Below are 25,423 nucleotides of genomic sequence, written 5' to 3'. Positions count from 1 at the left end.
TGAAAGGAGAAACTGTTCCATGGAACAATCGCATATTCGCAACTTTTCCATTATCGCCCACATTGATCATGGAAAATCCACGTTGGCGGATCGGATCCTCGAGCTGACAGACACCGTCGAGAAACGGGAAATGAAAGACCAGCTGCTGGATTCGATGGAGCTGGAGCGGGAACGGGGCATCACGATCAAGCTCAACGCCGTACAGCTCGTTTACCACGCCAAAAACGGCGAAGACTATTTATTTCATTTGATCGACACTCCGGGCCATGTCGATTTCACCTACGAGGTGTCCCGGTCCCTGGCCGCCTGCGACGGGGCGGTGCTTGTCGTGGACGCCGCCCAAGGGGTGCAGGCCCAAACGCTGGCCAACGTGTACCTGGCTTTGGAAAACGACTTGGAAATCCTGCCGGTGCTCAACAAAGTCGATTTGCCAAGCGCCCAGCCGGATGTCGTCAAACAGGAAATCGAGGACTTGATCGGACTGGATTGCTCCGAGGCGGTCGAAATCTCGGCCAAGTCGGGATTGAACGTCGAAGAAGTGCTTGAGCAAATCGTCGCCAAGCTGCCGGCCCCTTCGGGAAGTCCGGACCAGCCGCTTCAGGCGCTTGTGTTCGACTCTTTGTACGACCCCTACCGGGGCGTCATCGCCTACATTAGCGTGAAAAACGGCTCCATCAAGCCCAAAGACAAAATCCGCTTTATGGCGACCGGCGCGGAATACGAAGTGATCGAGGTCGGCGTGCGGACGCCAAAAGAAGTCGTGGAAGACCAGCTCAATACCGGCGATGTCGGCTGGATCAGCGCGGCGATCAAAAGCATCGAAGACGTGCGGGTCGGCGACACGATCACAAAAGTCGACGAGCCCGCGAACGCGCCGCTGCAAGGATATCGGCAAATGCAGCCGATGGTGTATTGCGGCTTGTATCCGGTCGACAACGCCCGCTACGACGATTTGAAGGAGGCGCTCGCCAAGCTCAAGCTCAACGACGCGGCGCTCCAATACGAGCCGGAAACGTCGCAGGCGCTCGGGTTCGGCTTCCGGTGCGGATTTTTAGGCTTGCTTCATATGGATGTGATCGAGGAACGGCTGGAGCGCGAATACAACCTCAATTTGATCGCGACGAGCCCTTCGGTTATTTACCATGTGTACAAAACCGACGGGACGATGATTTCCGTCGACAACCCGGCCGCGCTGCCGGCCCCTCAAAACATCGACCGGATCGAAGAGCCGTATGTGAAGGCGCAAATCATGGTGCCGAAAGAATACGTCGGCGCCATTATGGACTTGTGCCAGAAAAAGCGGGGAGAATACGTCGACATGCAAGTGCTGGACGAGCTGCGCATGGAGCTGACGTACGAGATTCCGCTGTCGGAAATCATTTACGACTTCTTCGACAAGATGAAATCGAGCACAAAAGGCTACGCGAGCATCGACTACGCGTTTTCGCAATACCGGCCATCCAAGCTTGTGAAAATGGATATTTTGCTGAATGGGCAAATCGTCGACGCGCTGTCGACGATCGTTTTCAAGGATTTCGCCTACCACCGCGGCAACGCGATGACGGTCAAGCTCAAGGATCTCATTCCAAAGCAGCAATTCGAAATCCCGGTCCAGGCGGCGATTGGCGGCAAGATCATCGCCCGCACCAACATTAAGGCGCTGCGCAAAAACGTGCTCGCCAAATGCTATGGAGGGGACATTTCGCGAAAGAAAAAACTGCTGGAAAAGCAAAAAGAAGGAAAGAAACGCATGAAGATGGTCGGCTCCGTGGAAATTCCGCAAGAGGCGTTCATGGCGGTTTTGTCGATGGACGACGAAGGATGACGCCCGCTTCCTGGTATATCCACGTTCCGTTTTGCGCCAGCGTGTGCCCGTATTGCGATTTCTTCCGCACGGTTCCAAGTGCCGCCCGAATCGAGCAATGGCTGGACGTTGTCGGGGCGGAAATTCGAAGCCGGCTGGAGCCGGATACGAAAATCGACACCCTTTACATTGGGGGCGGCACGCCTTCCGTGCTTTCCGACAGCCAGTTTTTTCGTCTGGTTAAAGATTTGCTTCCGCATTTGCACGCGCAAAGCGAAGTAACCGTCGAATGCAACCCGGAATCGCTAAGCGCCCAAAAGCTGGCAATGTACCGGCAGTGCAAAGTCAACCGCATTTCGCTTGGCGTGCAGTCGTTCAACGCGAAAACGATTGAAAAGCTTGGGCGCCATCATACGCCGGCATTGATCGAGCAGGCGGTCGAGGCGATCAAAGAAGCGGGCATCGACAACATTTCGATTGATTTGATGTTCGCGGTTCCGGGACAGTCGATGGCCGACGTCCAAGCCGATCTGGCGCGTTTTTTCCGTTTGGACATCGCCCATTTGTCGATTTACTCGCTGATTTTGGAAGAAGGGTCGGTGTTTGGCCGGCAAGGCTTGCAGGCGGTGGATGAAGATCTGGAGGCGGACGAATACGAATGGATCGTCCAGACGATGAAGGCGCATGGTTATTGTCACTATGAGATTAGCAGCTTCGCCAGGGACGGCAAACTGTCGCGCCACAATTTGGCGTACTGGCTTGACCAGGATTTTGTCGGCATTGGCTGCGGAGCGAGCGGACGGGAAAACCGGAGACGGTACACGAACGCGCCAGATTTGCTTGAGTACATTGAGAAGGGGCCCCGTCCCGAATACGAGCCGGTGAACGCGCCTTTTGAAGCGGTCATGATGGGGCTTCGCACTTGTTTTGGCGTGGATCTGGCTTCGTTTTTTGAGAAGTACGGCTTGCGGCTGGAAGAAATGGCGGCGCCTTTGCTGGCGAAATACGACGGCGATTTGATGGTTGAGCGCGGCGCGCTGAAAACCACGGAATCGGGGATGGAAAAATTGAACTCGATTTTGGTTGATTTTCTTGCGTTGTTCGAGTAAGATATAAAGGATTTTGGACTGTGTTTATGGACACTCCGACCATCGACTCGGTTCAAAAGGTATACAATTTACAGGAGGAAACAAACATGTTGCTGAAAGCAGAAAAACAAGCGATCATGAAAGAGTACGCCCGCCACGAAGGGGATACGGGATCGCCAGAAGTACAAATCGCGGTATTGACAGAACAAATCAACCGTCTGACAGAGCACTTCAAAGAACACAAACACGACTACCATTCGATGCGTGGTTTGATGAAGATGGTTGGACGTCGTAAAAACTTGTTGAACTACTTGAAAAAAGAAGACCTGAACCGGTATAAAACATTGATCGCCCGTTTAGGACTGAGAAAGTAATCGAAGCTTCGATTGCTTTTTTTTTGCGTTTTTCTATGATAAGATTTGATTTGTGAAAAATGAGGTGAAAAAATGGCGAAACAGGAGTTTCATTATGAATTCGGTGGTCGGGGGATCACCGTGGAAACAGGAGAAATCGCAAAGCAGGCCGACGGCGCGGTCGTGATCCGCTACGGGGACACGGTAACGCTTTCGACGGCTTGCGCGAGCAATACGCCGAAGGAAGGAATTGATTTTTTTCCGCTGACTGTCAGCTTTGAGGAAAAACTGTATTCGGTTGGTAAGATTCCGGGTGGATTTTTAAGAAGGGAAGGCCGTCCAAGCGAGCATGCCACGTTGAGCGCGCGCATGATCGACCGGCCGATTCGTCCGCTGTTCGCGGAAGGTTTCCGCAACGAGGTGCAAGTCGTGAACACCATTTTAAGCGTGGACCAGGACGCGCCGGCGGAAATGGCGGCGATGCTGGGCGCGTCGCTGGCGCTTTGCATTTCGGACATTCCGTTTAACGGACCGATCGCGGGTGTCAAAGTCGGCCGCGTGGATGGCGAGTTCATCGTCAATCCAAGCGCGGAGCAGGCGGAAAAAAGTGACATCGACTTGACGGTGGCCGGCACGGCGAAAGCCCTGAACATGGTGGAAGCCGGCGCGAAGGAAGTCAGCGAGGAAGACATGCTGGCGGCTTTGATGTTCGGACAGCAAAAAGTCAAGGAGCTGTGCGAATTTCAGGAAACGATTATCGCGGCGGTCGGCAAGCCGAAACGAGAGATCCCGCTGTACCATGTCGACGAGGCGGTTGAAAAGGAAGTCCGGGACGGGTTCGAAGCCGCGATTCGCGAAGCGGTTTCCATCAAGGAAAAACTGGAACGCTACGGCAAAATCGACGAGCTGACCGAGCAGGCGGTGGCGTCGTTTGAAGAAAGGGAGTACCCAAGCGAAAAAGAAAAGGCGCTGACACTCAAGCAAGTCGGACAAATTTGCCACAACATCGAAGCTGACGAAGTGCGCCGGCTGATCGTCGAGGATAAAATTCGTCCGGATGGACGGGCGATCGACGAGATTCGTCCGCTGGACTCCCAGGTGGACTTGCTTCCGCGCGTCCATGGCAGCGCGATGTTCACGCGCGGGGAGACGCAGGTGCTTTCGACAACGACACTTGGTGCCCTCAACGAAAACCAGATCATCGACGATTTGACGGAAGTCGAAGCCAAACGCTTTATGCATCATTATAATTTCCCGCCGTACAGCGTCGGCGAAACCGGCCGGATGGGATCGCCGGGACGCCGGGAAATCGGCCATGGCGCCTTGGGTGAAAGAGCGTTGCTTCAAGTGCTTCCAAGCGTGGACGAGTTCCCGTATACGATTCGGACGGTGGCGGACGTTCTTGAAAGCAACGGTTCGAGTTCGCAGGCGAGTATTTGCGCGGGCACGATGTCGCTGATGGCGGCGGGTGTGCCAATCAAAGCGCCGGTTGCCGGCATCGCGATGGGATTGATCATGGACGAGGAAACCGGACAGTACACGGTGCTGACCGATATCCAGGGCATGGAAGATCATTTTGGCGATATGGACTTTAAAGTGGCCGGCACGGCGAAAGGCATTACCGCGCTGCAAATGGATATCAAGGTGAGCGGCATCACGAAGGAGATCTTCGAGGAGGCGCTGGCGCAAGCCCACAAGGCGCGGCTGGAAATTCTGGACAACATGGCGCAGGCTATCGCGGCGCCAAGAGCGGAATTGTCGCCGTACGCGCCAAAGATCGCGATCATGCATATCGACCCGGATAAGATCTCGATCGTCATCGGTCCGGGCGGCAAGATGATCAACCAGATCATCGCGGAAAGCGACAATGTGAAGATCGACATCGACGACGATGGCCAGGTCGTGATTTACCATACCGATCAGGCGGCCATCGACCACGCCAAGGAAATGATCAAGGAGATCGTGCGCGAAGCCAAAGTCGGCGACGTGTACGCGGCCAAAGTCGTTCGACTGGAGAAATTCGGCGCGTTTGTGAACTTGTTTGGCCACACGGACGGCTTGCTGCACGTGTCCAAGATTTCGCACAACCGGGTGGAGAAAGTTGAGGATGTGCTCAAGATTGGCGATATCATCGACGTCAAAGTGACGGAAATCGACAACAAGGGTCGAATCAACGTGTCGGCGAAGGCGCTGTTGCCTCGTCCGAAAAAACACGACGACAAACAAAAAGCCAAAGAAGACAAAGGCGAATAGAAAAGTTCGAAAGGCGTGAAAACGCCTTTTTCGTTTTTTCCTGTTTCCAAAGTGTGTTAGAATAAGAACGAGGTGGAATCATGGACTTTTTAAAATATGCCAAAGAAAATGAAAAAAACTATTTTGACGATCTAAATACATTGGTTCGCGTCCAGTCGACGCGCGACCTGTCAACCAAAAAGGAAAACGCGCCATTCGGCGACGGGCCGCGTGAGGCGCTGGACGCGTTTTTAAACATCGCCAAACGCGATGGATTCGCCACGAAAGACATCGACGGCTACGCCGGCGTGATCTCGTACGGCGATCAGGAGGAAACGCTAGGTATTCTTGGCCACTTGGATATCGTGCCGATTGGCGAGGACTGGACCAAGGAACCTTTAAAAGTGACGATCGACGACGGCTACGCGTTTGGTCGGGGTGTCTTGGACGACAAGGGCCCGACGCTGGCGGCGTACTACGCCCTCAAACTCATCAAAGAGCACGGCATCCCGTTGAAGAAGCGGGTTATGCTTATCGCCGGCTGCGACGAGGAGTCGGGCATGGACTGCATGAAATACTACAAAGCGCATGGCGAGATCCCGCAAAGCGGTTTTGTGCCGGATGCCGATTTTCCGGTCATTTACGGTGAAAAGGGCGGCGCGCATGTTTCGCTGCATTCCCATGACAAGACGGTAATCCAAAAGCTGAACGCCGGCGAAAGACCGAATATCGTCATTGGCAAAGCGGATTGCTTTGTGAAGGAAATCAGCGACCGGCAAAAAGAGCAGTTCGCGTTTTATTTGAAAACAAACGATTTGAAAGGCTCCATCGACCAGACGGACGAAGGCATCCGCCTGCATGTGGATGGCGTTTTTGCCCATGCCGCGATGCCGTACAACGGCGTGAACGCGGCGCTTCATTTGCTGAACTTTGTCGGCTGCGCCTATGACGACCAGCTGGCGAAAGATTTGTACAGCCTTTTGAAGGACTGGCAAGGAAAGCCCGAGCACATCAACAAGGATGGGGCGTATATGGGCTTTTTGACGATGAGCACAGGCATTGTGCGCATGGATCCCGAACGCACGGATATCTTGGTCGACATCCGCTATCCAAACGATTTGGACGCCAAAGCGATCATGGCCGGATTCGACGAAGCGTGCGCGGCGGTGAAGTCGAACATCACAGCGACTCTCGATTCCGATTCGGCGCCGTTGTTCGTCGATCCAAACTCCGAGCTTGTGACAAAGCTGATGAACATTTACCGGCAATACACCAATGACACGTTCTCCTGCGCCAAGACGATTGGCGGCGGAACGTACGCGCGCATGTTTGACAATTTTGTTTCGTTTGGACCGGAGCTGCCAAACGAGGTGAAGACGACCGATCAATTCGTCGGCGGACCGCATCAGCGCGACGAAGGCGTGAAAGTGTCGGAACTTATGCAGGCCATCGCGATCTACGCGGACGCGATCGTGGCGCTGGCGGGCTAGACCGATGCGGATGCGCAAAGTGAAATGGGCGGTCGAGTACTTGCCGGAAAGCAAGGTGCTTGTCAAAGACCCGTCCAGCTGTAAGGGAAAATGGAAAAAGCGGCTCGGCACGTCCACGCTGCATGTCGAGATTGGCTGCGGCAAAGGCAAATACTCGCTGGATATGGCGGCCATGACGCCGGAAGCCGGATTTGTCGCGATCGAGAAAAACGAGAGCGCGGCCGGGATCGCGGCCAAAAAGATGGACGACGACCCGAGGGAAAAAAAGCTCGCGCTCATCGAGGGCGACGCGGATCATTTGTCGGAGTGGTTCGCGGCGGGCGAAATCGACGTGATCCACTTGAACTTTTCCGATCCGTGGCCGAAAAAGCGATACGCGAAGCGAAGATTGTCGGCCCCTTCCTTTTTGAAGCAGTACATTGACGTACTCGCGGCAAACGGGCAGGTCATCATGAAGACGGACAACGCGTCGTTATTCGAGTTTTCCGTTCCGCAGTTTTTGGCCAACGGGTTTCGACTGCTGGAGCTAAGCGTCGACTATCGGCGCGAAACGCACGATGAGGACGCGATCACGGAATACGAGGAAAAATTTATCGAACAGGGCAACCCGATTTATCGGGCGGTGTTTGAGAAGGAGACAATATGAACAAGATCCATTCCAAAGAGGAAATGAACAAGGTCATTGCTCAGCCGGGCATTCATATGTTTTTGTTTACGGCACCATGGTGCGGTGACTGCATTTATATTAAGCCGTTTTTGCCGGCGCTGGAAAAGCAATTCGCCGGCAAAATGGATTTTTACGAGCTGGATCGGGACGAATGCCTTGGTTTGGCGATTGAACTTGGTATCATGGGCATTCCAAGTTTTGTGGCGTACGAAAACGGACGCCAGATTAGTTCGTTTATTTCGTCTTTGAGAAAAACGAAAGAGGAGATCGAACACTATTTTACCGAAACGCTTAATGAAGGAGGAAAGACCGAATGCTAAAAGATTTGATGCATGCCATCTTCAAAGAAGATGTGGAAGAAGATATAGAAGAAGTCGAAGACGAACAAGGAAACGAAGAGGAAGCGACGCACGAGCAAGTTCATTTTGAGGAAACGGTTTCCAGACCGGCTGCCGAGCCTGTCAGTGAAATTCCGCAGCCTGTGTTCACGATGCCGACGCCAACCCCTGTCAGCCAGCCGGCTACAGGCGAAAACGCCGTGGATGAAAGTATTTTTGAAGGGCTGGATGTCGACACGATTTCGTCGAAGCCAAAGCGGAAAAACGAAAGCTACCATTTTGACCGCTCGAAATTGAACCGGAAGCGCAAAGTGGTGGAGGAAGTGGAATACCAGTCGGTTATTTCGCCGATTTTTGGCAATATGGAAGATTCGCAAAAAGAATTCGACAAAGTTCATGACGCGGTGCAGCTTCCAAAACCGGAAACAGATACGTCGATGATCGAAATCATTTCGCCGATGTATGGCAACAACATTCCGGAACCCGCTCCGGTGGCGTCGATCCCGACGTATCAGGAGGCGTCCAGCGCGGCGAAGCCAAAGCTTGACCTGGACGACATGCTCGACCAGAAAGAGCCGGAAAAAGAAGAGGACAAAAAATAATGGCGTTTCATTTCATTGGAATCAAAGGAACGGGCATGGCGGCGCTGGCCGAGATCCTGCACGATGAAAACAAGGAAGTGCGGGGAAGCGACATTGAAAAATACATTTTTACCCAGGACGGTCTGGAAGAGCGCGGCATCGAGATTTTGCCTTTTGACGCCGCCAACATTCAAGATGGCGATACGGTGATCGTCGGGTTATCGTTTGACAGCCGGCACCCGGAAGTGAAAGCGGCGCTGGACAATCCGCGTGTCAAAACGTACTACTACAACGAATACCTGGGCCATTTGCTGGAGCGCTACACGTCGATTTGCGTGGCGGGAACGCATGGCAAGTCGACAACGACGGGCATTCTCGCGTCGGTGCTTTCCCGTTTTGAAAAGACCGGTTTCCTTATCGGAGACGGGCACGGCCACATGCCGAAAGACGCGAAAAACTTTGTTTTGGAATCGTGCGAATTCAAGCGTCACTTTCTGGCGTACCATCCGGATTACGCGATTGTCACGAATATGGAAATCGACCATATTGACTATTATAAAAACATGGAGGACTATATCGACGCGTTCCAGTCCTTTGTGAATCAAATCAAAAAGAAAGCGGTCATTTGCGGGGACGACCCGTATTTGCCGACTCTTTCCTATACGGTGCCGGTCGTGCGGTATGGCTTGAACGAGGGCAACGACTACCAGGCCAGAAACGTGTCGCAAGGGCCGGATGGCATCGAATACGACGTGTTTTTCCATGGGGCGCTGTTGCACCATGTGAAGCTGCCGGAAATCGGCTATCCGTTTTTGATCAACTCGCTGGGCGTGTTCGCTTTGGCGCATACGCTTGGTATGGAGCCTGACGAGATCGTGGCTGGGCTGCTGGACTACAAAGGCATCGCCAGACGGTTTGTGAGCGAGGAAGTGGGCGAAAGCGTGCTGATTGACGATTACGCCCACCATCCAACCGCGATCGAATTTATGATCGAGGCGGCCAGAAGCCGATACCCGGGCAAGAAGATCGTGGCGCTGTACAAGCCGGACCGCTACTCGCGGCTTCAGTATTTTCTGGACCGGTTCGCAAGCAGTTTAAATACGGCGGATCAAGTGTGCCTGCTCGATTTTCCGAAAAACGCGGTTCGCGAGGACGAGACGATCACGGTGACGATCGACGATTTGCTGGCGCGCTGTCCTGGCGCGCGGCTGCTTGAGATCGACGAGCCAAGCGCCGAGGCGCTTAAAGCGATGGGACCGGCGGTATACATTTTCATGTCCAGCAAGGATATTTACCTGCTCAAGGACAAATTAAAAGAAATTTTATAAAAGAAAAGCCAGCCTTTATTTGGGGCATGGCTTTTTTTGACGGAAGGCGGGCACAAATGGAGCGGTTACAAAGTTTTGAAAATTTTTTTCAAAACAGTTCATTTTCCGAGTTGGAACATGGTATAATTCCTGAAGAGGTGATTAAAATGAGTATAGACGCATTGTTTGGCGCCATCGCGCAAGTCGCCACCTATCTGCTGCCTGTGCTTGGTGTCGTCGCTTTGATCTATTTGATCTTGCTGATCAAAACGCTGATCGAAACGTTAAAAGACGTATCGCTGACTTTGTTGACCGCGGAAAGTGAGCTGAAAAAGCTGGACGGACCGTTGAGCACGGTGGAATCGCTGTCCAAAACGGTGGATGACGTCCATGGCGCGACCCGGAAAATGGTCACAAAGGCGACCGCGACGCTGAATAAAGATATGGAGCAGGCGAAGTCGTGGATGACAAAGAAAAAAGAAGAGCTCGCCGCTAAAAAAGATGAATTGAGCGCGAAATTGAATAAGGAAAAAGAGGTTCTGAAAGCGGATGTGGACGTGATCCAAAACGCGGTGCAGGACGACCCATACGAAGAGGAGGAAATTATTTATGTCAGAGATGAATCAGGAAAAGAAGCCGAATGATAACGAAGAAGTAAACGAGGAAATCGAAGTGCGCGTGACGCCGGCGGAAAACGAGGAACAGGCTCCGAAAGCCGACGACCAGCAAACCATTGACGAAATGATCGACGAAACGGAAAAACAGTCGCTCAACGAGCTGGCGACGCTCAAGGAGGCGAACAACGAGGCCAACGAGGAAGTCATCGACGACGCCGAAGTCGAAATTAAAAAGATTTTCGCGGATTTGAAAGCGTGGTTGAAGCAAAATTCGGATCCGGAAGCGATCAAAGCCAACATTGAAAAAGCGAAGGATCAGACGATCGCGGTGCTCAACGGAGCGCGCGAAAAAGCGATCGAGGTGTCCAACAGTCCGGAATTTCAGCAGACGCTGGAGGCGGGCAAAGACTTTTTGAAAGGAACCGGTACTTTGATCGGGGAAGGATTCAAGGAGCTCAAAGGCGCCCTCTGCCAAAATCCGTCGATCAAAAAGGTCTTCGATGGAGCCGACGAGCAAATCGAAAAGCTGCGCGCCAATGAAAACCTGAAAGATGCGGTCGACCACATTCAGGACGCGACGGAAAAACTGAACAACGCGATCTTTTCGGGAATCAACAAGTTTTTCAAGCCAAAACAGACGCCGCAGGCTCCCAAGGAAATCGAAATGAAATCCGACGAGGACAAGGACGAGGAGTAGTTATCAATGAAAAGAATCACCATTTACGATGTGGCCAAGGAAGCGGATGTTTCGCTAGCCACGGTTAGCCGGGTTATCAACGACAGCAACGTCGTGCGCGAGGATACCCGGATCCGCGTACAGGAAGCCATCGAAAAACTAGGATACAAGCCAAACGCGATCGCGCAGGGACTCGCTCTTTCCAAAACCACAACGATCTCGATTGTGATGTCGGAGAAGCTGTTCGCCTACAACGCCAAGATTTTGAACGGCCTGATGGATGTTGCCAAGATCTACAACTACAATATCATGCTCCATACCACGAGCAAGGGAATTTCCAAAATGCAGGATGTGATCGAGTCGATCATCAAATCCCGCGTCGACGGCGTGATTTTGTTCAACGACAATTTTTCGGAAGAAGAGCTGGAAGTGTTGCACTTGTATCAAATCCCGATGGTTGTGGTTGGCAGCAAAATCGAAGACAAGAAAGTCGGCAACGTCGGCAATGTGTACGTCGACTTTGAAAAGCTCGCCTACGAGCTGGTCAACGAGTACTTTGAAAAGGGAATCACGGACATTTCCCTTGTGGAGGACAAGCTGAATCTCTCGATGATGTCGCAGCTTCGCCATGGCGTCGAGCGCGCCTTCAAGGAAAAAGGCATGGAGTTCAAGAAATACGTTTCGTATGACGAGACGTACCGTTCCTCCTACGATTTCCTATCCGAGTACTTCAAGACCCACAAGCCTTCGGAACTCGTGATCACGTTCCGCGACTCGCAGGCGATCGCTTTCCTGAACGCCTGCAACGAAGCGCATTATCAAATTCCGCAGGATACGCAAGTGATTTCGATTTTGGATGACAAGTATTTGCGGATGATGCGTCCGACGATTTCATCGTTCAACTTCCCGGATTACGATATGGGTGCGATCGCGATGCGTCTGCTTACAAAAATGCTCGTCAACGATGACGAAGTCAAGGACAACAAAGATATCGAGATCGGATACACCTTTATTCAAAGACAAACAACGCAGCCGGAGTGATCCGGCTTTTTTTTCAGGAGAAGAAAGGATATACTGAGTTTATGGAAATCATCATAGTGAACGAAACGGAAAACGAAATGGCACAAACGTATGCCGACGATTTCGCGCGCATCGGCAGACGGGCGTGTGAAATCCTGCGCAAAGACAAACCGTACGTGATGTCGGTCGTGTTCGTGACGCCGGAAAAGATCCACGAAATCAACCGGGACTACCGGCAAATCGACCGGCCGACAGACGTCATTTCCTTCGCGCTTCAAGACGATTCTTCCAACATTCTCATCGAGGAGGAAGAGGAGGAGCTGGGCGATATTTTTATTAACGTGCAGGCGGTGGCCGACCAGGCGAAGGAATACGGCCACTCCCAGCGCCGGGAAGCGTGCTTTTTGTTTTGCCATGGGCTGCTCCATTTGTTTGGATACGACCACATGACGGAAGAAGAAGAAAAAGTGATGTTTGGACTGCAAGATGAGATTCTCGATGAAGTGGTTGCAAGGTAGGTTCAAATACGCCTGGCAAGGCGTCACAAACGGAATCATGAAAGACAAAAGCATCCGGTTCCAGTTTATCGGCGGGCTTTTGGCGTTTTTCGCGGCCGCCATCCTGCGCTGTTCCGTGTGGGAATGGTTGTGGATCCTGCTTTGCGTGACGCTGGTGATCGTGGCGGAAACGTTCAATTCGTGCATCGAGCGCTGCGTGGACTACATTTCTTTGGAACGCGATCCGCGCGCGGGCCTGATCAAGGACATGGCCGCGGCCGCCGTCATGATCGTGTGCGGATTCGCCTTCGTGAGCGCCATTGTCATCATGGTTCCCAAATTGATAGGATGAGGTATTACTATGGAAAATTATAAATCAGGGTTTATCGCGATCGTCGGTCGTCCCAACGCCGGCAAGAGCACGCTGTTAAACGCTTTAATGAAAGAAAAAATCGCGATCATGACCGACACGCCGAACACGACGCGCAACAACATCGCCGGAATTTTGACGAAAGACGACGTCCAGTACGTGTTTGTCGACACGCCAGGCATCCACAAGCCGCAGCAGCAGCTTGGCCGCGTGCTGAATAAAAACGCCTATACTGCGATGGAGGACTGCGATGTGATCGCGTGGATCGTGGACATCACCCAGCGGTTTGGTCCGGGCGACGAGTTCATTTTGAACCGCATCAAGTCGTTGCGTAAACCGGTCTTGCTTTTGGTGAACAAAATCGACCGGTTCTCAAAAGAAAAAATGATCCAGGCTTTGATGGCGTGGCAGCAAAAATACGATTTTGACGAAATCATTCCTTTAAGCGCCAAAGACCAGGAAAATCTGGATGAAGTGCTGGCCACGATCAAAAACTATTTGCCGGACGGCCCGGCGATGTATCCGGACGAAATGAAAACCGACCACGATGAAAATTTCCGGATTTGCGAAGTCATTCGCGAAAAGATCCTCAACAAAACCGAGGAGGAAATTCCCCACAGCATCGCTGTCGTGCTTGAAAAAAAGGAGATTCGGGACGGGAAGGCGTTTATCAACGCGCTCGTCATTGTGGACCGGGACTCGCAAAAAGGCATTTTGATTGGCAAGCAAGGCTCGATGATCAAGGAGATCCGAATCGCGTCGCAGCGTGAGCTTTCCAAAATGCTTGGCATGCGTATCGACTTGGAGTTGTATGTGCGCGTGGAAAAAAACTGGCGCAACAAAGAGCAAAAAATCCGTGAATTCGGATTGGACGAGCTCAACGAAGGCACCCGATGAGCGATGTGGCGGGTCTTGTTGTCGCGCTGCAGGACTACAAGGACAAAGACGGCATCGTCTTTGTGTTGACACCGGAAAGCATCCAGAGTGTGTATGCCCGGGGCATTCAAAACCCGGCTTCGAAAAACCGGCGGCTGTGCAATCCGTTTTCGGAAGTCTCGCTCATCGTGGCGGATCGCAAAATGTCCACGATGGATTTTTTGATCAAAGGAAGCGTTTTGGCGTATTATCATACGATCCAGGACGATTTGGTCGCCCAAAGCGTCTGCTTTGTTTTGCGGGACTGCCTGTTTCGGGTCGCGATCGTACCGATGTACTCCTCTTTATTAAAAGAAGTGTGGCAGGCGTACAATCGAAAAGAGTCGTCCGCGCTGACGTACGCTTGTCTTTTGATGGCGCAAATCTTGAAAAACGAAGGCATCGCGCCTCATGTCGATGCGTGCGTAGGGTGCGGTTCGAAACGGCAGATTGAGACGCTCTCCAAGCCGGATGGCGGGTTCTTATGCGTGCGCTGCAACCAGGGGCGCTATCCAAAGTGGAAAAAAACCGAACTGGAAAAAATCCGCGCCTTGTTTATTGTGAAGGAAACGCTGGTGGAGCCGTTTGCGCAAAGCGCGCGGTACGACTTGGACGATTTTTTGTTTTTGGCGAAATGGTTCGAGCTGTTTTCGCACACGGAGCTGGCGAGCGTCCGGTTTTTGGCTTCCATTCGCACGCTGGAGGCGAAATAAGAAAAGAAGAAGGGCAGGTTCTTTGGAACCTGTTTTTCGCGTTGGCTCGGTTGTGGCATTGAGTAAGGAAACGTGCTATAATGAAACAGTCTATCCTTATGACAAGGAATGGTGTGAAGATGGAAAGAGGAGAATACAGTGAACGAGAAAACATTCAATGATGTAGTAGCCCATATGAAAAATTCCGGATTCGTCTATCAGGGATCCGAAATCTACGGAGGCTTGGCCAATACGTGGGATTTTGGCCCTTTAGGCGTTGAATTAAAAAATAATATCAAAAACGCGTGGTGGAAACGATTTATTCAGGAAAGCGTCCACAACGTCGGGATCCAGAGCGCGATCTTGATGAACCCCAACGTGTGGGTGGCCAGCGGACATGTTGGCGGCTTTTCGGATCCGCTGATGGACTGCAAGGCGTGCAAGTCGAGATTCCGCGCGGACCAGCTGATCGAGGAAACAACAAATGGGGAAGTCAATCCGGCGGGCATGAGCAACGAGGAAATGGAAACGTTCATTCGGGAGCGGGGTATCGCTTGCCCGAAATGCGGCGCGCATGATTTTACTTCGATCCGTCAGTTCAATTTGATGTTCAAGACGTTCCAGGGTGTGCTTGAAGACGCGAAAAGCACGATTTACTTGCGCCCGGAAACCGCGCAGGGAATTTTTGTGAACTTTAAAAACGTGCAGCGGACGATGCGCAAAAAACTGCCGTTTGGCGTCGGCCAGATTGGAAAGAGCTTCCGCAACGAGATCACGCCGGGAAACTTTATTTTCCGGACCCGCGAGTTCGAGCAGATGGAACTTGAGTTTTTCTGCAAACCGGGAACCGATCTGGAGTGGTTTGAATATTACTGCAACGCGTGCGTTGGCTTTTTGAAAGACCTTGGCTTAAAAGAGGAAAATATCCGGCTGCGCGCCCACGAGCAAGAGGAACTCGCCCATTACTCCAACGGCACAAGCGATATCGAGTACAATTTTGCCCATCCAATCGGCTGGGGGGAACTGTGGGGAATCGCAGATCGAACCGATTTCGATTTGAAGGCGCATCAGGACACGAGTAAGCAGTCTCTGGAGTATTTCGATCAGGAGACGAATGAAAAATACATCCCGTATGTGATCGAGCCAAGCGTGGGCGTGGAGCGTTTGCTGTTGGCTGTGATGTGCGAGGCGTATACCGAAGAAAAAGTTGGTGAAAACGACACGCGCCTCGTGTTGAAGCTCCATCCGAATCTGGCGCCGTACAAGGCTGCCGTCCTGCCGCTTTCGAAAAAGCTAAGCGAGGAGGCGATGGATGTGTTCGCTCTTCTGGCGAAAAACTTTTCGACGACATTCGACGACGCCCAAAGCATTGGAAAGCGGTATCGTCGTCAGGACAGCATCGGCACGCCATATTGCGTGACGGTTGACTTTGACACCGCCAACGATGGCTGTGTGACGGTGCGTGATCGCGACACGATGGAGCAGGAACGCGTCGCCATTCAGGATCTTTGCGAATATCTGCGCGTTCGGACGCAGTTTTAGAGGCGGGACTTGGCCTGGATCAAAGAGGAGGATATGAAGGCGATTCGCGCGCAGGCGGATATCGTCGATATCATCTCGAAATATATCTCGGTAGAAAAAAAAGGAAAAAACTATCAGGCGCAATGCCCGTTTCATGACGACCACGATCCGTCCATGTCCATTTCCGAGGAAAAACAAATTTTCAAATGCTTTGTGTGCGGAGCGGGAGGCAACGTGTTCTCGTTCGTGCAAAAATACGAAAAAATCACGTTTCCGGAAGCCGTATACAAAGTGGCGCAGTGGATCAACTATCCGCTGGCGCTCGATTCAATCCAAATCAAGGAAAAAAAGGATCCGTTTGAGCAGGAGCGAAAAGTTCTGCGGGAATATTCAGATTATTTGGAGTACGAATTGTTTAGCGAGGATGGCAAGGCGGCGCTGGCCGCGCTGCACGCCCGTCAATTCGACGAGGAAACGATTCGACGCTTTCAAATCGGATACGCCCCGGAAGGAAAGAAGTCGGAATACTTTTTAAAAGCCAAGCATTTTGGCGAGGAACGGATGCGGGACGCCGGGGTGCTCAACGAGGGACGGGCGGTGTTCTTCGACCGGATCATGATTCCGATTCATGACTCAAAAGGGCTTCCGGTCGGGTATACGGCCCGCCGGCTTGGGGACAACGACTTTGTGCCCAAGTATATCAACACGTCTTCGACGCCGCTTTACGAGAAGGGACGGCTGATTTTCAACTATCACCGCGCCAAAGAGCACGCCCGCAAAGCGGGACGCCTGATTTTGTGCGAAGGGGCGATGGATGTTCTCGGTTTGGAAAAGGCGGGACTGCATGAAGGTATCGCCTGTCTGGGGACCGCGCTGACCGACGAGCAGCTGCGGCTGATTGGCTTGCTCAAAGTGCCGGTTCACGTCTGGTACGACAACGACAAGGCGGGACGCAAAGCGGCGTATCATTTTGGACAGGCGGCATCGAAAGCGGGCATTCCGTTTTCAATCGTAAGCGACGCGCACGCCAAAGATCCGGACGAGGTGTATTGCGCCTATGGCGCCGACGAAGTGAAACAAATTGCCGACCACACGATTTCGTTTGTCGAATTTTTGTTTCAATATTTGCCGGATCAATACAATTTGGACAATTACGAAGACAAGAAGGCGTTCGCGCAGGAAATGAACCGCGCCATCGAAAACGGAGGACTGCCGTTTGAACAGGCGGCGTACTGGAACCGTCTCAAAGAGATGACGGGCTTCGATTTTTCCTCGAGCGCTCAAAAACCGCAGACCGTGGCGAAAGCCACGCCGCGCCCAAAAGGCCCGACGTACATTCCAGCGCCGCAAAGCGGACGGAAAAAGGCGGAATTTTTCATTTTAAATTCCATTTTGGCTTCCAAACGGCACTCGCTACGCTTCAAGGAGGAAATCGGCTTTTTCAAAGACGATTTGTATCGACGGTTGTCTCTTTATATTTACGATCTTTATCGGCTTCATGACGAAATCGACGCGGACCAGCTTTTCGCTTCCATCGAAGAGGAAGAGGTGCGCGACTTGCTTGCCTCTTTGATCGCGTACGAGCGCGAGGAGCTAAGCGACGAGGTGTTTGAAGACAGTTTATGGAAAATCAAGGAATGTACGATCAACGAGCAGATCGAGAAGATCAACGGACAAATCCAGGTTCTTCACGATCCGATTCAAAAAGCCACCCTCGCGAAAACAAAGGCGGTGCTGATCGAACAACGCAATAAAATCAGAAATCGAAAGGAAGGTTGATCCAATGCCGGCACTGGAAAAAAAATTAACGAAAAAGAAATTCGCCTCGCTTGACGACGCGAAAGTGTATCTGGAGGCTGTCCGCGACAGCAACATCGACATCACGCAAAACGAGTTCATGGATTCGATCTCGCATTTGAATTTGGATGACGAGACGACGGATGAATTGTTTAACTGGTGTGAAGAAAACAACATCACCTTCGTCGTCGACAGCGACGATTACGAACTGGAAGGGGAAGACGATCTCTCGGACGACATGGACGACGACGAAAACTCAATCGACGATTCGATTTCGCAGTTGGAGCAGTCGTTCGCCAACGCGTCCCACGCCAAGATCAACGACCCGGTCAAAATGTACTTAAAGGAAATCGGACAAATTCCTTTGCTCGATCCCAAAGAGGAGCCAATCATTGCCAAGCGCATCCAGGACGGGGCGGAAGCCAAAGAAAAACTGGGTTCCGATCCAAATTTGGACGAAGCGGAAAAGAAGGCGCTCGACCGGAAGATCGACGATGGCGAGCAGGCCAAGCAGCTTTTGATTTCCTCGAACCTTCGTCTGGTTGTTTCAATCGCGAAAAAATACGTCGGCCGCGGAATGCTTTTTTTGGATTTGATCCAGGAAGGAAACTGCGGTTTGATCAAGGCGGTTGAAAAATTCGACTATACGAAAGGCTTTAAATTTTCCACTTACGCGACGTGGTGGATCCGCCAGTCGATTACCCGGGCAATCGCCGACCAGGCTCGAACGATTCGAATTCCGGTCCACATGGTGGAAACAATCAACAAGCTGACCCGGATCCAGCGTCAGCTCGTGCAGGATCTGGGCCGGGATCCGCTTCCGGAAGAGATCGCCGAAAAGATGGAAGGCATCAGCGCCGAAAAAGTGCGCGAGATCCAGAAAATCGCCCTGGATCCGGTTTCGCTGGAAACGCCAATCGGTGAAGAAGACGATTCGCATCTGGGCGACTTTATCGAAGACAAAGACACGCTTTCGCCAGACGACTACACGAACAACCAGCTGCTCAAAGACGAGATCAACGCGGTGCTTCAAGGCTTGACGGAACGGGAAGAGAAAGTGCTTCGTTTACGTTTCGGACTGCTTGATGGCCGGACCCGGACGCTGGAGGAAGTCGGCAAGGAATTCAACGTGACGCGGGAGCGGATTCGTCAAATCGAGGCCAAGGCGCTTCGGAAGCTGAAACATCCGAACCGCTCGAAACGATTGAAAGACTTTGTGAAGTCATGATTCGGCGCTCGCTTCGGCTTGACGCGATTTACGCCTGGGTCGATGGAAACGTGGTGGCGGATATCGGCTGCGATCATGGCTATATCCCGCTATGGTGCGTCCAGGACAAAGGAATCAAAGCGTACGCTTGCGATGTGGCGAGTAAGCCGCTCGAACGCGCCCGCGCGCTTTTCAAGCAGGAGGAAGCCGATATCCCATGCTTGTTGATGGACGGAATCGAGGGGCTGCCTGGCGACGTAGATCAAATCGTGATCGCGGGAATGGGAGGCCAGCTGATCGAACACATTTTGGAGCGTTCGAAAGCGCGCGCCATGCGGCTGGATTCGATGATCCTATCCCCGCATAAGGACGTGCATTTGTTGCGTTCGTATTTGCGAAAGGCGGGATGGCGCATCGAAAAAGAGCGTTTCGTGCAGGAGGGAAACCACTTTTATCCGATTTTGTACGTGAGAAAAGGAAACGAGCCAGGCGACGAGGCATCCGATTATTACGGGTATCACGTCGTGGAGGACGCGACGTACGGGGCGTATTTGGTGGCCGAACAAAAAAAATGGCGGATGCTGGAACAAAGAGTGCCGGCGGACGCGTTTGAAGAAGGAAGAAAGCGTCTTGTGGCGCTGGAAAAACGAATGAAACCGCGGAATAGATAAGCCGCGGTTTTTATTGCGATATGGGACAACGGGGAAGAAAGACCACGAAAAAAGCAGGCGATGGGACGGAAAAGGACAGGGAAATGAAATCTTTGGCCGCTTTCACTGTTTTTGGGTTGAAAACTCCCGGGTTTTCTTAAAAAAATCGCTTTCAAAACGAGATAAAAAGAATTATAATGATACTGCTATGTATTGTGTATTTACATAACGAAGGAGGAAATACTTTAATGGCAAAACAGTTTCAATCTATGGATGGTAACACTGCTGCCGCCCATAATGCCTATGCTCTTACTGAAATGAGCTGTATTTACCCAATCACCCCATCTTCGCCAATGGCCGAAGTAATGGATGTCTGGGCAAGTCAAGGTAGAAAAAACGCTTTTGACGAAGTTGTAAAAATTGCCGAATTACAATCGGAAGCCGGAGCTTCCGGAGCGGTTCATGGTGCCGCTCAGGCGGGTGTATTGCCAACGACATTCACGGCATCCCAAGGTTTGTTGTTGATGATCCCGAACATTTATAAATGGGTCGGAGAAAACCTTCCGGTCGTTCTGCACGTTGCGGCCCGTTCACTGGCAAGCCGTTCTTTGAACATCTTCGGCGATCATGAAGACGTTTACGCGATCCGCCAGACTGGTGTTCCAATGCTTTCGAGCCACTCGGTTCAGGAAGTTATGGATCTGGCCGGTGTCGCTCATTTGACGGCGATCAAATGTCATGTTCCATTTGTTCATTTCTTTGATGGATTCCGTACTTCGCACGAAGTGGATAAAATCGAAGTGTTCGACACAGACAAATACAAGGAACTCATTGATTGGGAAGCGCTGGACGCATTCCGCAAAAACGCAATGCAGCCACACACAAACCCTGTTACGCGTGGCGCAAACGAAAACGATGACATCTTCTTCCAGGGCGTGGAAGCAAGAAACAAGCACTATGAAAACGTACCGGATGTCGTAGCCGACTACATGGCGAAGATCTCCGAGATCACTGGACGCGACTACAAGCCGTTCAACTACGTTGGTGCGCCAGACGCAGACCGCGTGATCGTTGCGATGGGTTCTGTTACGGAAACAGCGCTTGAAGTCGTAAACGACCTCAACAGCAAAGGCGAGAAAGTCGGATTGATCAAAGTGCATCTGTATCGTCCGTTCTCGACAAAATATCTGGAAGCCGTTCTTCCTGAAACCGTAAAGAAAATCGCCGTTCTCGACCGTACGAAAGAAGGCGGAGCGATGGGCGATCCGCTGTATCTCGACGTTTTGGCCGCATTGAAAGGCAAAGACATCGACATCGTCGGCGGACGTTATGGTCTTGGTAGCCACGACACGGAGCCAAACCAAATCAAAGCGGTTTACGACGAACTGCAAAAAGACGAACCAAAAGAAAACTTCACGATCGGTATCGAAGACGACGTAACGATGACTTCGCTGCCAGTGGACAAATCATACAAAATCAAAGGCGATGCCACAGAGTGTCTGTTCTGGGGTCTTGGCTCGGATGGTACTGTATCCGCCAACAAATCGTCGATTAAAATCATTGGTGACAACACGGATATGTATGCGCAGGGTTACTATGCGTACGACTCCAAAAAAGCCGGTGGTGTAACGCGTTCCCACTTGCGTTTTGGAAACAGCCCGATCCACTCGACTTACTACATCAACAACGCGGACTTCATTTCCTGCTCGCTTGACTCGTACATGTTCAAATACGATCTGGCAAGAAACCTGAAAGACGGCGGAACGTTCCTGTTGAACACGACATTCTCGCCGGAAGAAGTTGTAAAACACATGCCAAACCGTCTGAAGAAGGAACTGGCAGAAAAACACGCGAAATTCTACATCATCGACGCGACGGCTATCGCCGAAACCATCGGCATGGGACGTCGTACGAACACGATTTTGCAGTCGGCGTTCTTCGCTTTGAACCCGCAAATCATGCCAATCAACAAAGCCGTTGAATTGATGAAAGCGGCCGCTAAGAAATCGTATGGCAAAAAAGGCGACGCGATCGTTGAATTGAACTACCGCGCTATTGACGCCGGAAAAGAAGGCGTCGTAGAAGTTGCCGTAGATCCTGCATGGGCCGAACTGCCTAGCGGAAGCCTGCGCAAAGAAACCGGTGATCCTTACTGGGATGAATACGCTTCGAGAATCAACGCTCTTGAAGGATACGACATGCCGGTCAGCGCCTTCACGAAAAACAAAGTGCTTGACGGTACGATGCAAAACAACATCGCGTTCAAGGAAAAACGTGAAATCGCGACAAACGTTCCAGAATGGATTCCGGAAAACTGTATCCAGTGTGGATTCTGCTCGTTCGTATGTCCTCATGCGACGATCCGTACATTCGCTCTGACTCCGGAAGAAATCGCGAACGCGCCAAAAGAATTTGAAGGATTCGCTACGTTGCCTTTGATGGGAAAACCAAACACGGATCTGCGTTGGCGTGTACAAGTATCGCCTTCGAACTGTGTCGGATGCGGTCTTTGCGTCAGCGAATGCCCTGGAAAAGGCGGAAACAAAGCGCTTCAGATGGCGGATATCAACTCGCAGCTGTATCTCGACCCTCTGGCAGACTACCTGTTCAAAGAAACAGAATACAAATCGGATCTGTTCCCGAAAACAATGATCAAGGGAAGCCAGCTCCAGATGCCTTACTTCGAGGTTCCTGGATCTTGCCCTGGATGTGGTGAAACTCCATACTACCGTCTGGCTTCGCAGCTGTTCGGTAAAGACATGCAAATTGCCAACGCGACAGGATGCTCGTCCATCTACTGTGGCGCCAACCCTTCGACTCCATTTGTCAAAGATAAAGACGGAAACGGAACGGCATGGGCAAACTCGCTGTTTGAAGACAACGCCGAATTCGGTTACGGTATGGCTTTGGCCAACAACTACACCGCTTCGAAAGTATACAAGATCATGGAAGAAAACCTGGATAAGGTAACTCCTGAACTGAAAGACTTGTTCGAACAATACTTGGCAGCCGGAAACGACCGCGAAAAACAACGCGAACTCGCACCGAAAATCAAAGAACTCGTTGCGAAAGCGGATGTTGAAGAAGATGTTAAAACGCTTGCCGAGTACGATCTGGTTACAAAATCGAACTGGATCATCGGTGGCGACGGCTGGGCATACGATATCGGATACGGTGGAGTAGACCACGTATTGGCAAACAATGTCAACGTCAACATCCTCGTTCTGGATACGGAAGTATACTCGAACACAGGTGGACAGTCCTCGAAATCGAGCCAGCGTTCCTCGATCGCGAAATTCGCGGCCGGCGGTAAAACGACAGCCAAGAAAGATCTCGGTCAGATTGCCATGACTTACGGTCACGTATACGTGGCATCGGTATGTATGGGTGCAGACAAGATGCAGACATTGAAAGCCTTCCAGGAAGCGGAAAGCTACGATGGACCATCTTTGATCATCGCGTACGCACCATGCGTTGAGCACGGAATCAAAGGCGGACTTGGAAACCATCAGCAAGTACAGCGCGAAGCTGTTGAATGCGGATACGTTGACATTTACCGTTACGACCCAAGAAAAGAAAAACCTTTGACAATCGACACGAAGAAAGAGCCAGACTACTCGAAGATGGAAGCCTTCATGATGAAGGAAAACCGTTTCGCGCAACTCGTGAAACTGAAAGGCAAAGAAGCGGCCGATCAGATGTTCGCGAAAGCGATCAGCGATGCGAAACGTCGTCACGAGCGGTTGCTTGCGATTGAAAAAGAAGGTATTTAATTCGCTTGAAAGACAGTCTCACGACTGTCTTTTTTGCGTTGGTTTTGACAACACCGGCAAAAGCGTGTAGTATTTTGGATATGAAATTGAAACTATGTTTTGACTGTGATGATACTTTATACGATCTTTCCTGGCCGTTTCGAATGAGCGCGAGCCATTTATTCGCCGACGGACAGCTGGATCCAATCGACATGGAACGGTTTTATTTGGATTATCGAAAGGCGGGAGACGAGATCTTTGATCAAATCCAGACCGGAAAAATTTCGATTGACGAATCCGGACGCCACCGCATTAAAACCGTATGCAGCCGTTACGGCATTCCGGTGGATGACGCGTTCGCGGACGAATTTCAGAAGATGTACCGCGATTATCAAAAAAATATCGCGATGGACCCGCAGCTTGTCGACTTTTTTCAGGAAACCGACGCGGATCTGGCGATTTTGACCAACGGAGATCATGGCCATCAATACGCCAAACTGTCAACTTTGGGCGTGTTTGACTACTTTCATCCGTCCCACGTGTTCACAAGCGGAAAGATCGGCTACGCCAAGCCGGATCCAAGAGCGTTCACCGAAGTGATGGATACGTTGAACGAAAACGCGATGGACTGGTACTATATCGGCGATTCGTATGGAAATGATATGGAGGGCGCGAAAAACGTCGGCATGAAAACGATCCACTTCAACCGCCACCATGGTCCCGAAGGAGAAGCGGCGGACTATGTCGTCTATTCCGAAAAGCAGTTAATTGAATTATTAAAAGAGCTTTCAGCGTGAAGACTGAAAGCTTTTTCTATATCGTAAAGGCGTCGTTTTTTTGTATTCCTTGAATTGGCGGATGAAGTAGGAAACATTGGTAAAGCCAACTTCCAAACTAATGTCCAGCACGGACAAGGTCGTGTTCTTCAGCAGCTCACACGCTTTTTCGATTCGATACTGGATCAAATAGTGGATCGGGGAGTCGTGCTGAATGCGCTTGAACAGCCGGCCCACGTAATTTTCCGAGCAGTCGATCAAGGCGGCCAGCTCCTCAAGATGGATCTCCTCTTTGTAATGCTCCTCAATGTACATTTGAATCGTCTTATAGCGGTCGATGCCAAGACGTTGCTCCTCGTTCAAATTGGCGTTTTTTGGAATAAACAGCTTCATTTCGTAAAAAGTCAAAAACAACTGAAACAGCATGACCTTGGCTTTGTAGTAGGAGTACTCCGTTTCGTGGGACAGGCACTCAATCAAATCCTTGACTTGCGCTTCCACCAGCGAGTACGCCAGACGATCCGCGGAGAGCACTGTCGTGAATCCGACGCGCCGTTCCAGAAAGTGGTCGACGATATCTTCCTGAAACGCGTCTTTCATTGTTGTCGACAGCAGCAAAGGATCAAAAAGAATCGCGTGGTGGATCGTGTCGTTCGAGCATCCCGTCACCTCGTGCAAATCCTCGGGGTCGATCAACGCGATATCGCCTTGATGCAAGACGCGTTTATTCAAGTTGTGCTCCAATTCCAGCATTCCTTTTTCCACGTAGAGAATCTCGCATTCCGGATGCCAGTGCCGGTCCACGAAAAAATTATCCGGATAGATGGACTGCTGGTTTTTGATGTCGAACATCAAGTGGCAAATGGGCTTGCGTTTGGTGCCGTGCGCGGTTTTTTCTTTCAGTTGAGAGTATTTGTTCATATTTTTTTTACCTGTTGTTTCCATTATAAAACAACCCTTGCGAGAGTCAATAAAGGGGGATTGACGAAAAAAGTTTTTTCCCGGAAAACAATCCATTTTTCAGATCATTTACTTTTCATCAACGTTTCAGGTATAATAGCCTTGTTTAGTAA

At 51.3% G+C, this 25,423-nt stretch carries 23 protein-coding genes; 22 read left to right on the top strand and 1 reads right to left on the bottom strand.

All coding sequences use genetic code 11. The annotated features are described in order from the left end of the window. The first annotated feature begins 19 nt into the window (after window positions 1–19). The 22 genes from lepA to E5336_RS01525 all read left to right on the top strand — a co-directional run bounded on the left by lepA (window position 20) and on the right by E5336_RS01525 (window position 24,371). Complete coding sequence (gene lepA, locus E5336_RS01630; RefSeq protein ID WP_135979349.1) at window positions 20–1,825, top strand: translation elongation factor 4; 1,806 nt, start codon at window positions 20–22, stop codon at window positions 1,823–1,825. Next, window positions 1,822–2,913 carry a radical SAM family heme chaperone HemW gene (gene hemW / locus E5336_RS01625; RefSeq protein ID WP_135979348.1) on the top strand — a complete coding sequence of 364 codons (1,092 nt, stop codon included), beginning with the start codon at window positions 1,822–1,824 and terminating at the stop codon, window positions 2,911–2,913. The genes lepA and hemW overlap by 4 nt, the downstream gene beginning before the upstream one ends. A gap of 86 nt (window positions 2,914–2,999) precedes the next feature. Further along, entirely contained in the window at window positions 3,000–3,266 is a 267-nt protein-coding gene (gene rpsO, locus E5336_RS01620; RefSeq protein WP_135979347.1) for a 30S ribosomal protein S15, read from the top strand. A gap of 72 nt (window positions 3,267–3,338) precedes the next feature. Continuing rightward, complete coding sequence (pnp, locus tag E5336_RS01615; protein ID WP_135979346.1) at window positions 3,339–5,498, top strand: polyribonucleotide nucleotidyltransferase; 2,160 nt, start codon at window positions 3,339–3,341, stop codon at window positions 5,496–5,498. Between the two features lie 80 nt (window positions 5,499–5,578). After that, entirely contained in the window at window positions 5,579–6,967 is a 1,389-nt protein-coding gene (gene pepV, locus E5336_RS01610) for a dipeptidase PepV (protein ID WP_135979345.1), read from the top strand. A 4-nt stretch (window positions 6,968–6,971) separates the two neighbouring features. Next, the gene (trmB, locus tag E5336_RS01605) at window positions 6,972–7,613 is read left to right on the top strand and encodes a tRNA (guanosine(46)-N7)-methyltransferase TrmB (protein ID WP_135979344.1); all 642 of its coding nucleotides are present in this window, start codon (window positions 6,972–6,974) and stop codon (window positions 7,611–7,613) included. After that, window positions 7,610–7,954, top strand: a complete 345-nt coding sequence (locus tag E5336_RS01600; protein ID WP_135979343.1) for a thioredoxin family protein — start codon at window positions 7,610–7,612, stop codon at window positions 7,952–7,954. The genes trmB and E5336_RS01600 overlap by 4 nt, the downstream gene beginning before the upstream one ends. After that, window positions 7,948–8,574: a hypothetical protein gene (locus E5336_RS01595; RefSeq protein WP_135979342.1), complete on the top strand. Its 627-nt coding sequence runs from the start codon at window positions 7,948–7,950 to the stop codon at window positions 8,572–8,574. The genes E5336_RS01600 and E5336_RS01595 overlap by 7 nt, the downstream gene beginning before the upstream one ends. Then, complete coding sequence (locus tag E5336_RS01590) at window positions 8,574–9,881, top strand: UDP-N-acetylmuramate--L-alanine ligase (RefSeq protein WP_135979341.1); 1,308 nt, start codon at window positions 8,574–8,576, stop codon at window positions 9,879–9,881. The genes E5336_RS01595 and E5336_RS01590 overlap by 1 nt, the downstream gene beginning before the upstream one ends. A 146-nt stretch (window positions 9,882–10,027) precedes the next feature. After that, window positions 10,028–10,504 (top strand): hypothetical protein, encoded by a 477-nt coding sequence (locus E5336_RS01585; protein WP_135979340.1) that lies wholly within the window; start codon window positions 10,028–10,030, stop codon window positions 10,502–10,504. Further along, entirely contained in the window at window positions 10,470–11,174 is a 705-nt protein-coding gene (locus E5336_RS01580; RefSeq protein ID WP_135979339.1) for a hypothetical protein, read from the top strand. The genes E5336_RS01585 and E5336_RS01580 overlap by 35 nt, the downstream gene beginning before the upstream one ends. A 6-nt stretch (window positions 11,175–11,180) precedes the next feature. Further along, window positions 11,181–12,194 carry a LacI family DNA-binding transcriptional regulator gene (locus E5336_RS01575; RefSeq protein ID WP_135979338.1) on the top strand — a complete coding sequence of 338 codons (1,014 nt, stop codon included), beginning with the start codon at window positions 11,181–11,183 and terminating at the stop codon, window positions 12,192–12,194. 41 nt (window positions 12,195–12,235) lie between these two features. After that, window positions 12,236–12,691 carry an rRNA maturation RNase YbeY gene (gene ybeY, locus E5336_RS01570; protein WP_135979337.1) on the top strand — a complete coding sequence of 152 codons (456 nt, stop codon included), beginning with the start codon at window positions 12,236–12,238 and terminating at the stop codon, window positions 12,689–12,691. Beyond that, window positions 12,672–13,022 carry a diacylglycerol kinase family protein gene (locus tag E5336_RS01565; protein ID WP_135979336.1) on the top strand — a complete coding sequence of 117 codons (351 nt, stop codon included), beginning with the start codon at window positions 12,672–12,674 and terminating at the stop codon, window positions 13,020–13,022. Before ybeY ends, E5336_RS01565 begins: the two co-directional genes overlap by 20 nt. A gap of 9 nt (window positions 13,023–13,031) precedes the next feature. Next, window positions 13,032–13,937: a GTPase Era gene (gene era / locus E5336_RS01560; RefSeq protein ID WP_135979335.1), complete on the top strand. Its 906-nt coding sequence runs from the start codon at window positions 13,032–13,034 to the stop codon at window positions 13,935–13,937. Continuing rightward, window positions 13,934–14,668: a DNA repair protein RecO gene (gene recO / locus E5336_RS01555; protein WP_135979334.1), complete on the top strand. Its 735-nt coding sequence runs from the start codon at window positions 13,934–13,936 to the stop codon at window positions 14,666–14,668. Before era ends, recO begins: the two co-directional genes overlap by 4 nt. A 138-nt stretch (window positions 14,669–14,806) precedes the next feature. After that, window positions 14,807–16,189, top strand: a complete 1,383-nt coding sequence (locus tag E5336_RS01550) for a glycine--tRNA ligase (RefSeq protein WP_135979333.1) — start codon at window positions 14,807–14,809, stop codon at window positions 16,187–16,189. 9 nt (window positions 16,190–16,198) lie between these two features. After that, on the top strand, window positions 16,199–17,947 hold the full coding sequence (dnaG, locus tag E5336_RS01545) for a DNA primase (protein WP_277820731.1): 1,749 nt from the start codon (window positions 16,199–16,201) through the stop codon (window positions 17,945–17,947). 4 nt (window positions 17,948–17,951) lie between these two features. Then, window positions 17,952–19,193: an RNA polymerase sigma factor RpoD gene (gene rpoD / locus E5336_RS01540; RefSeq protein WP_135979331.1), complete on the top strand. Its 1,242-nt coding sequence runs from the start codon at window positions 17,952–17,954 to the stop codon at window positions 19,191–19,193. Continuing rightward, window positions 19,190–19,843: a tRNA (adenine(22)-N(1))-methyltransferase gene (locus tag E5336_RS01535; RefSeq protein ID WP_135979330.1), complete on the top strand. Its 654-nt coding sequence runs from the start codon at window positions 19,190–19,192 to the stop codon at window positions 19,841–19,843. The genes rpoD and E5336_RS01535 overlap by 4 nt, the downstream gene beginning before the upstream one ends. 227 nt (window positions 19,844–20,070) lie before the next feature. Further along, window positions 20,071–23,595: a pyruvate:ferredoxin (flavodoxin) oxidoreductase gene (gene nifJ, locus E5336_RS01530; protein WP_135979329.1), complete on the top strand. Its 3,525-nt coding sequence runs from the start codon at window positions 20,071–20,073 to the stop codon at window positions 23,593–23,595. Between the two features lie 80 nt (window positions 23,596–23,675). Next, entirely contained in the window at window positions 23,676–24,371 is a 696-nt protein-coding gene (locus tag E5336_RS01525) for an HAD family hydrolase (protein ID WP_135979328.1), read from the top strand. Here E5336_RS01525 and E5336_RS01520 read toward each other — a convergent pair. Continuing rightward, window positions 24,363–25,271 carry a helix-turn-helix domain-containing protein gene (locus E5336_RS01520; RefSeq protein ID WP_168353505.1) on the bottom strand — a complete coding sequence of 303 codons (909 nt, stop codon included), beginning with the start codon at window positions 25,269–25,271 and terminating at the stop codon, window positions 24,363–24,365. The genes E5336_RS01525 and E5336_RS01520 overlap by 9 nt on opposite strands. Window positions 25,272–25,423 lie beyond the last annotated feature (152 nt).

Source organism: Dubosiella muris (genome assembly GCF_004793885.1).
GTDB lineage: Bacteria > Bacillota_I > Bacilli_A > Erysipelotrichales > Erysipelotrichaceae > Dubosiella > Dubosiella muris.
This window is presented reverse-complemented; position numbering and strand designations above follow the sequence as displayed.

Excerpts from the sequence above, each read along its gene's own strand:
- lepA (WP_135979349.1), top strand. The coding sequence starts at position 20 with ATGGAACAATCGCATATTCGCAACTTTTCCATTATCGCCCACATTGAT.
- hemW (WP_135979348.1), top strand. The coding sequence starts at position 1,822 with ATGACGCCCGCTTCCTGGTATATCCACGTTCCGTTTTGCGCCAGCGTG.
- rpsO (WP_135979347.1), top strand. The coding sequence starts at position 3,000 with ATGTTGCTGAAAGCAGAAAAACAAGCGATCATGAAAGAGTACGCCCGC.
- pnp (WP_135979346.1), top strand. The coding sequence starts at position 3,339 with ATGGCGAAACAGGAGTTTCATTATGAATTCGGTGGTCGGGGGATCACC.
- pepV (WP_135979345.1), top strand. The coding sequence starts at position 5,579 with ATGGACTTTTTAAAATATGCCAAAGAAAATGAAAAAAACTATTTTGAC.
- trmB (WP_135979344.1), top strand. The coding sequence starts at position 6,972 with ATGCGGATGCGCAAAGTGAAATGGGCGGTCGAGTACTTGCCGGAAAGC.
- E5336_RS01600 (WP_135979343.1), top strand. The coding sequence starts at position 7,610 with ATGAACAAGATCCATTCCAAAGAGGAAATGAACAAGGTCATTGCTCAG.
- E5336_RS01595 (WP_135979342.1), top strand. The coding sequence starts at position 7,948 with ATGCTAAAAGATTTGATGCATGCCATCTTCAAAGAAGATGTGGAAGAA.
- E5336_RS01590 (WP_135979341.1), top strand. The coding sequence starts at position 8,574 with ATGGCGTTTCATTTCATTGGAATCAAAGGAACGGGCATGGCGGCGCTG.
- E5336_RS01585 (WP_135979340.1), top strand. The coding sequence starts at position 10,028 with ATGAGTATAGACGCATTGTTTGGCGCCATCGCGCAAGTCGCCACCTAT.
- E5336_RS01580 (WP_135979339.1), top strand. The coding sequence starts at position 10,470 with ATGTCAGAGATGAATCAGGAAAAGAAGCCGAATGATAACGAAGAAGTA.
- E5336_RS01575 (WP_135979338.1), top strand. The coding sequence starts at position 11,181 with ATGAAAAGAATCACCATTTACGATGTGGCCAAGGAAGCGGATGTTTCG.
- ybeY (WP_135979337.1), top strand. The coding sequence starts at position 12,236 with ATGGAAATCATCATAGTGAACGAAACGGAAAACGAAATGGCACAAACG.
- E5336_RS01565 (WP_135979336.1), top strand. The coding sequence starts at position 12,672 with ATGAAGTGGTTGCAAGGTAGGTTCAAATACGCCTGGCAAGGCGTCACA.
- era (WP_135979335.1), top strand. The coding sequence starts at position 13,032 with ATGGAAAATTATAAATCAGGGTTTATCGCGATCGTCGGTCGTCCCAAC.
- recO (WP_135979334.1), top strand. The coding sequence starts at position 13,934 with ATGAGCGATGTGGCGGGTCTTGTTGTCGCGCTGCAGGACTACAAGGAC.
- rpoD (WP_135979331.1), top strand. The coding sequence starts at position 17,952 with ATGCCGGCACTGGAAAAAAAATTAACGAAAAAGAAATTCGCCTCGCTT.
- E5336_RS01535 (WP_135979330.1), top strand. The coding sequence starts at position 19,190 with ATGATTCGGCGCTCGCTTCGGCTTGACGCGATTTACGCCTGGGTCGAT.
- nifJ (WP_135979329.1), top strand. The coding sequence starts at position 20,071 with ATGGCAAAACAGTTTCAATCTATGGATGGTAACACTGCTGCCGCCCAT.
- E5336_RS01525 (WP_135979328.1), top strand. The coding sequence starts at position 23,676 with ATGAAATTGAAACTATGTTTTGACTGTGATGATACTTTATACGATCTT.
- E5336_RS01520 (WP_168353505.1), bottom strand. The coding sequence starts at position 25,271 with ATGAACAAATACTCTCAACTGAAAGAAAAAACCGCGCACGGCACCAAA.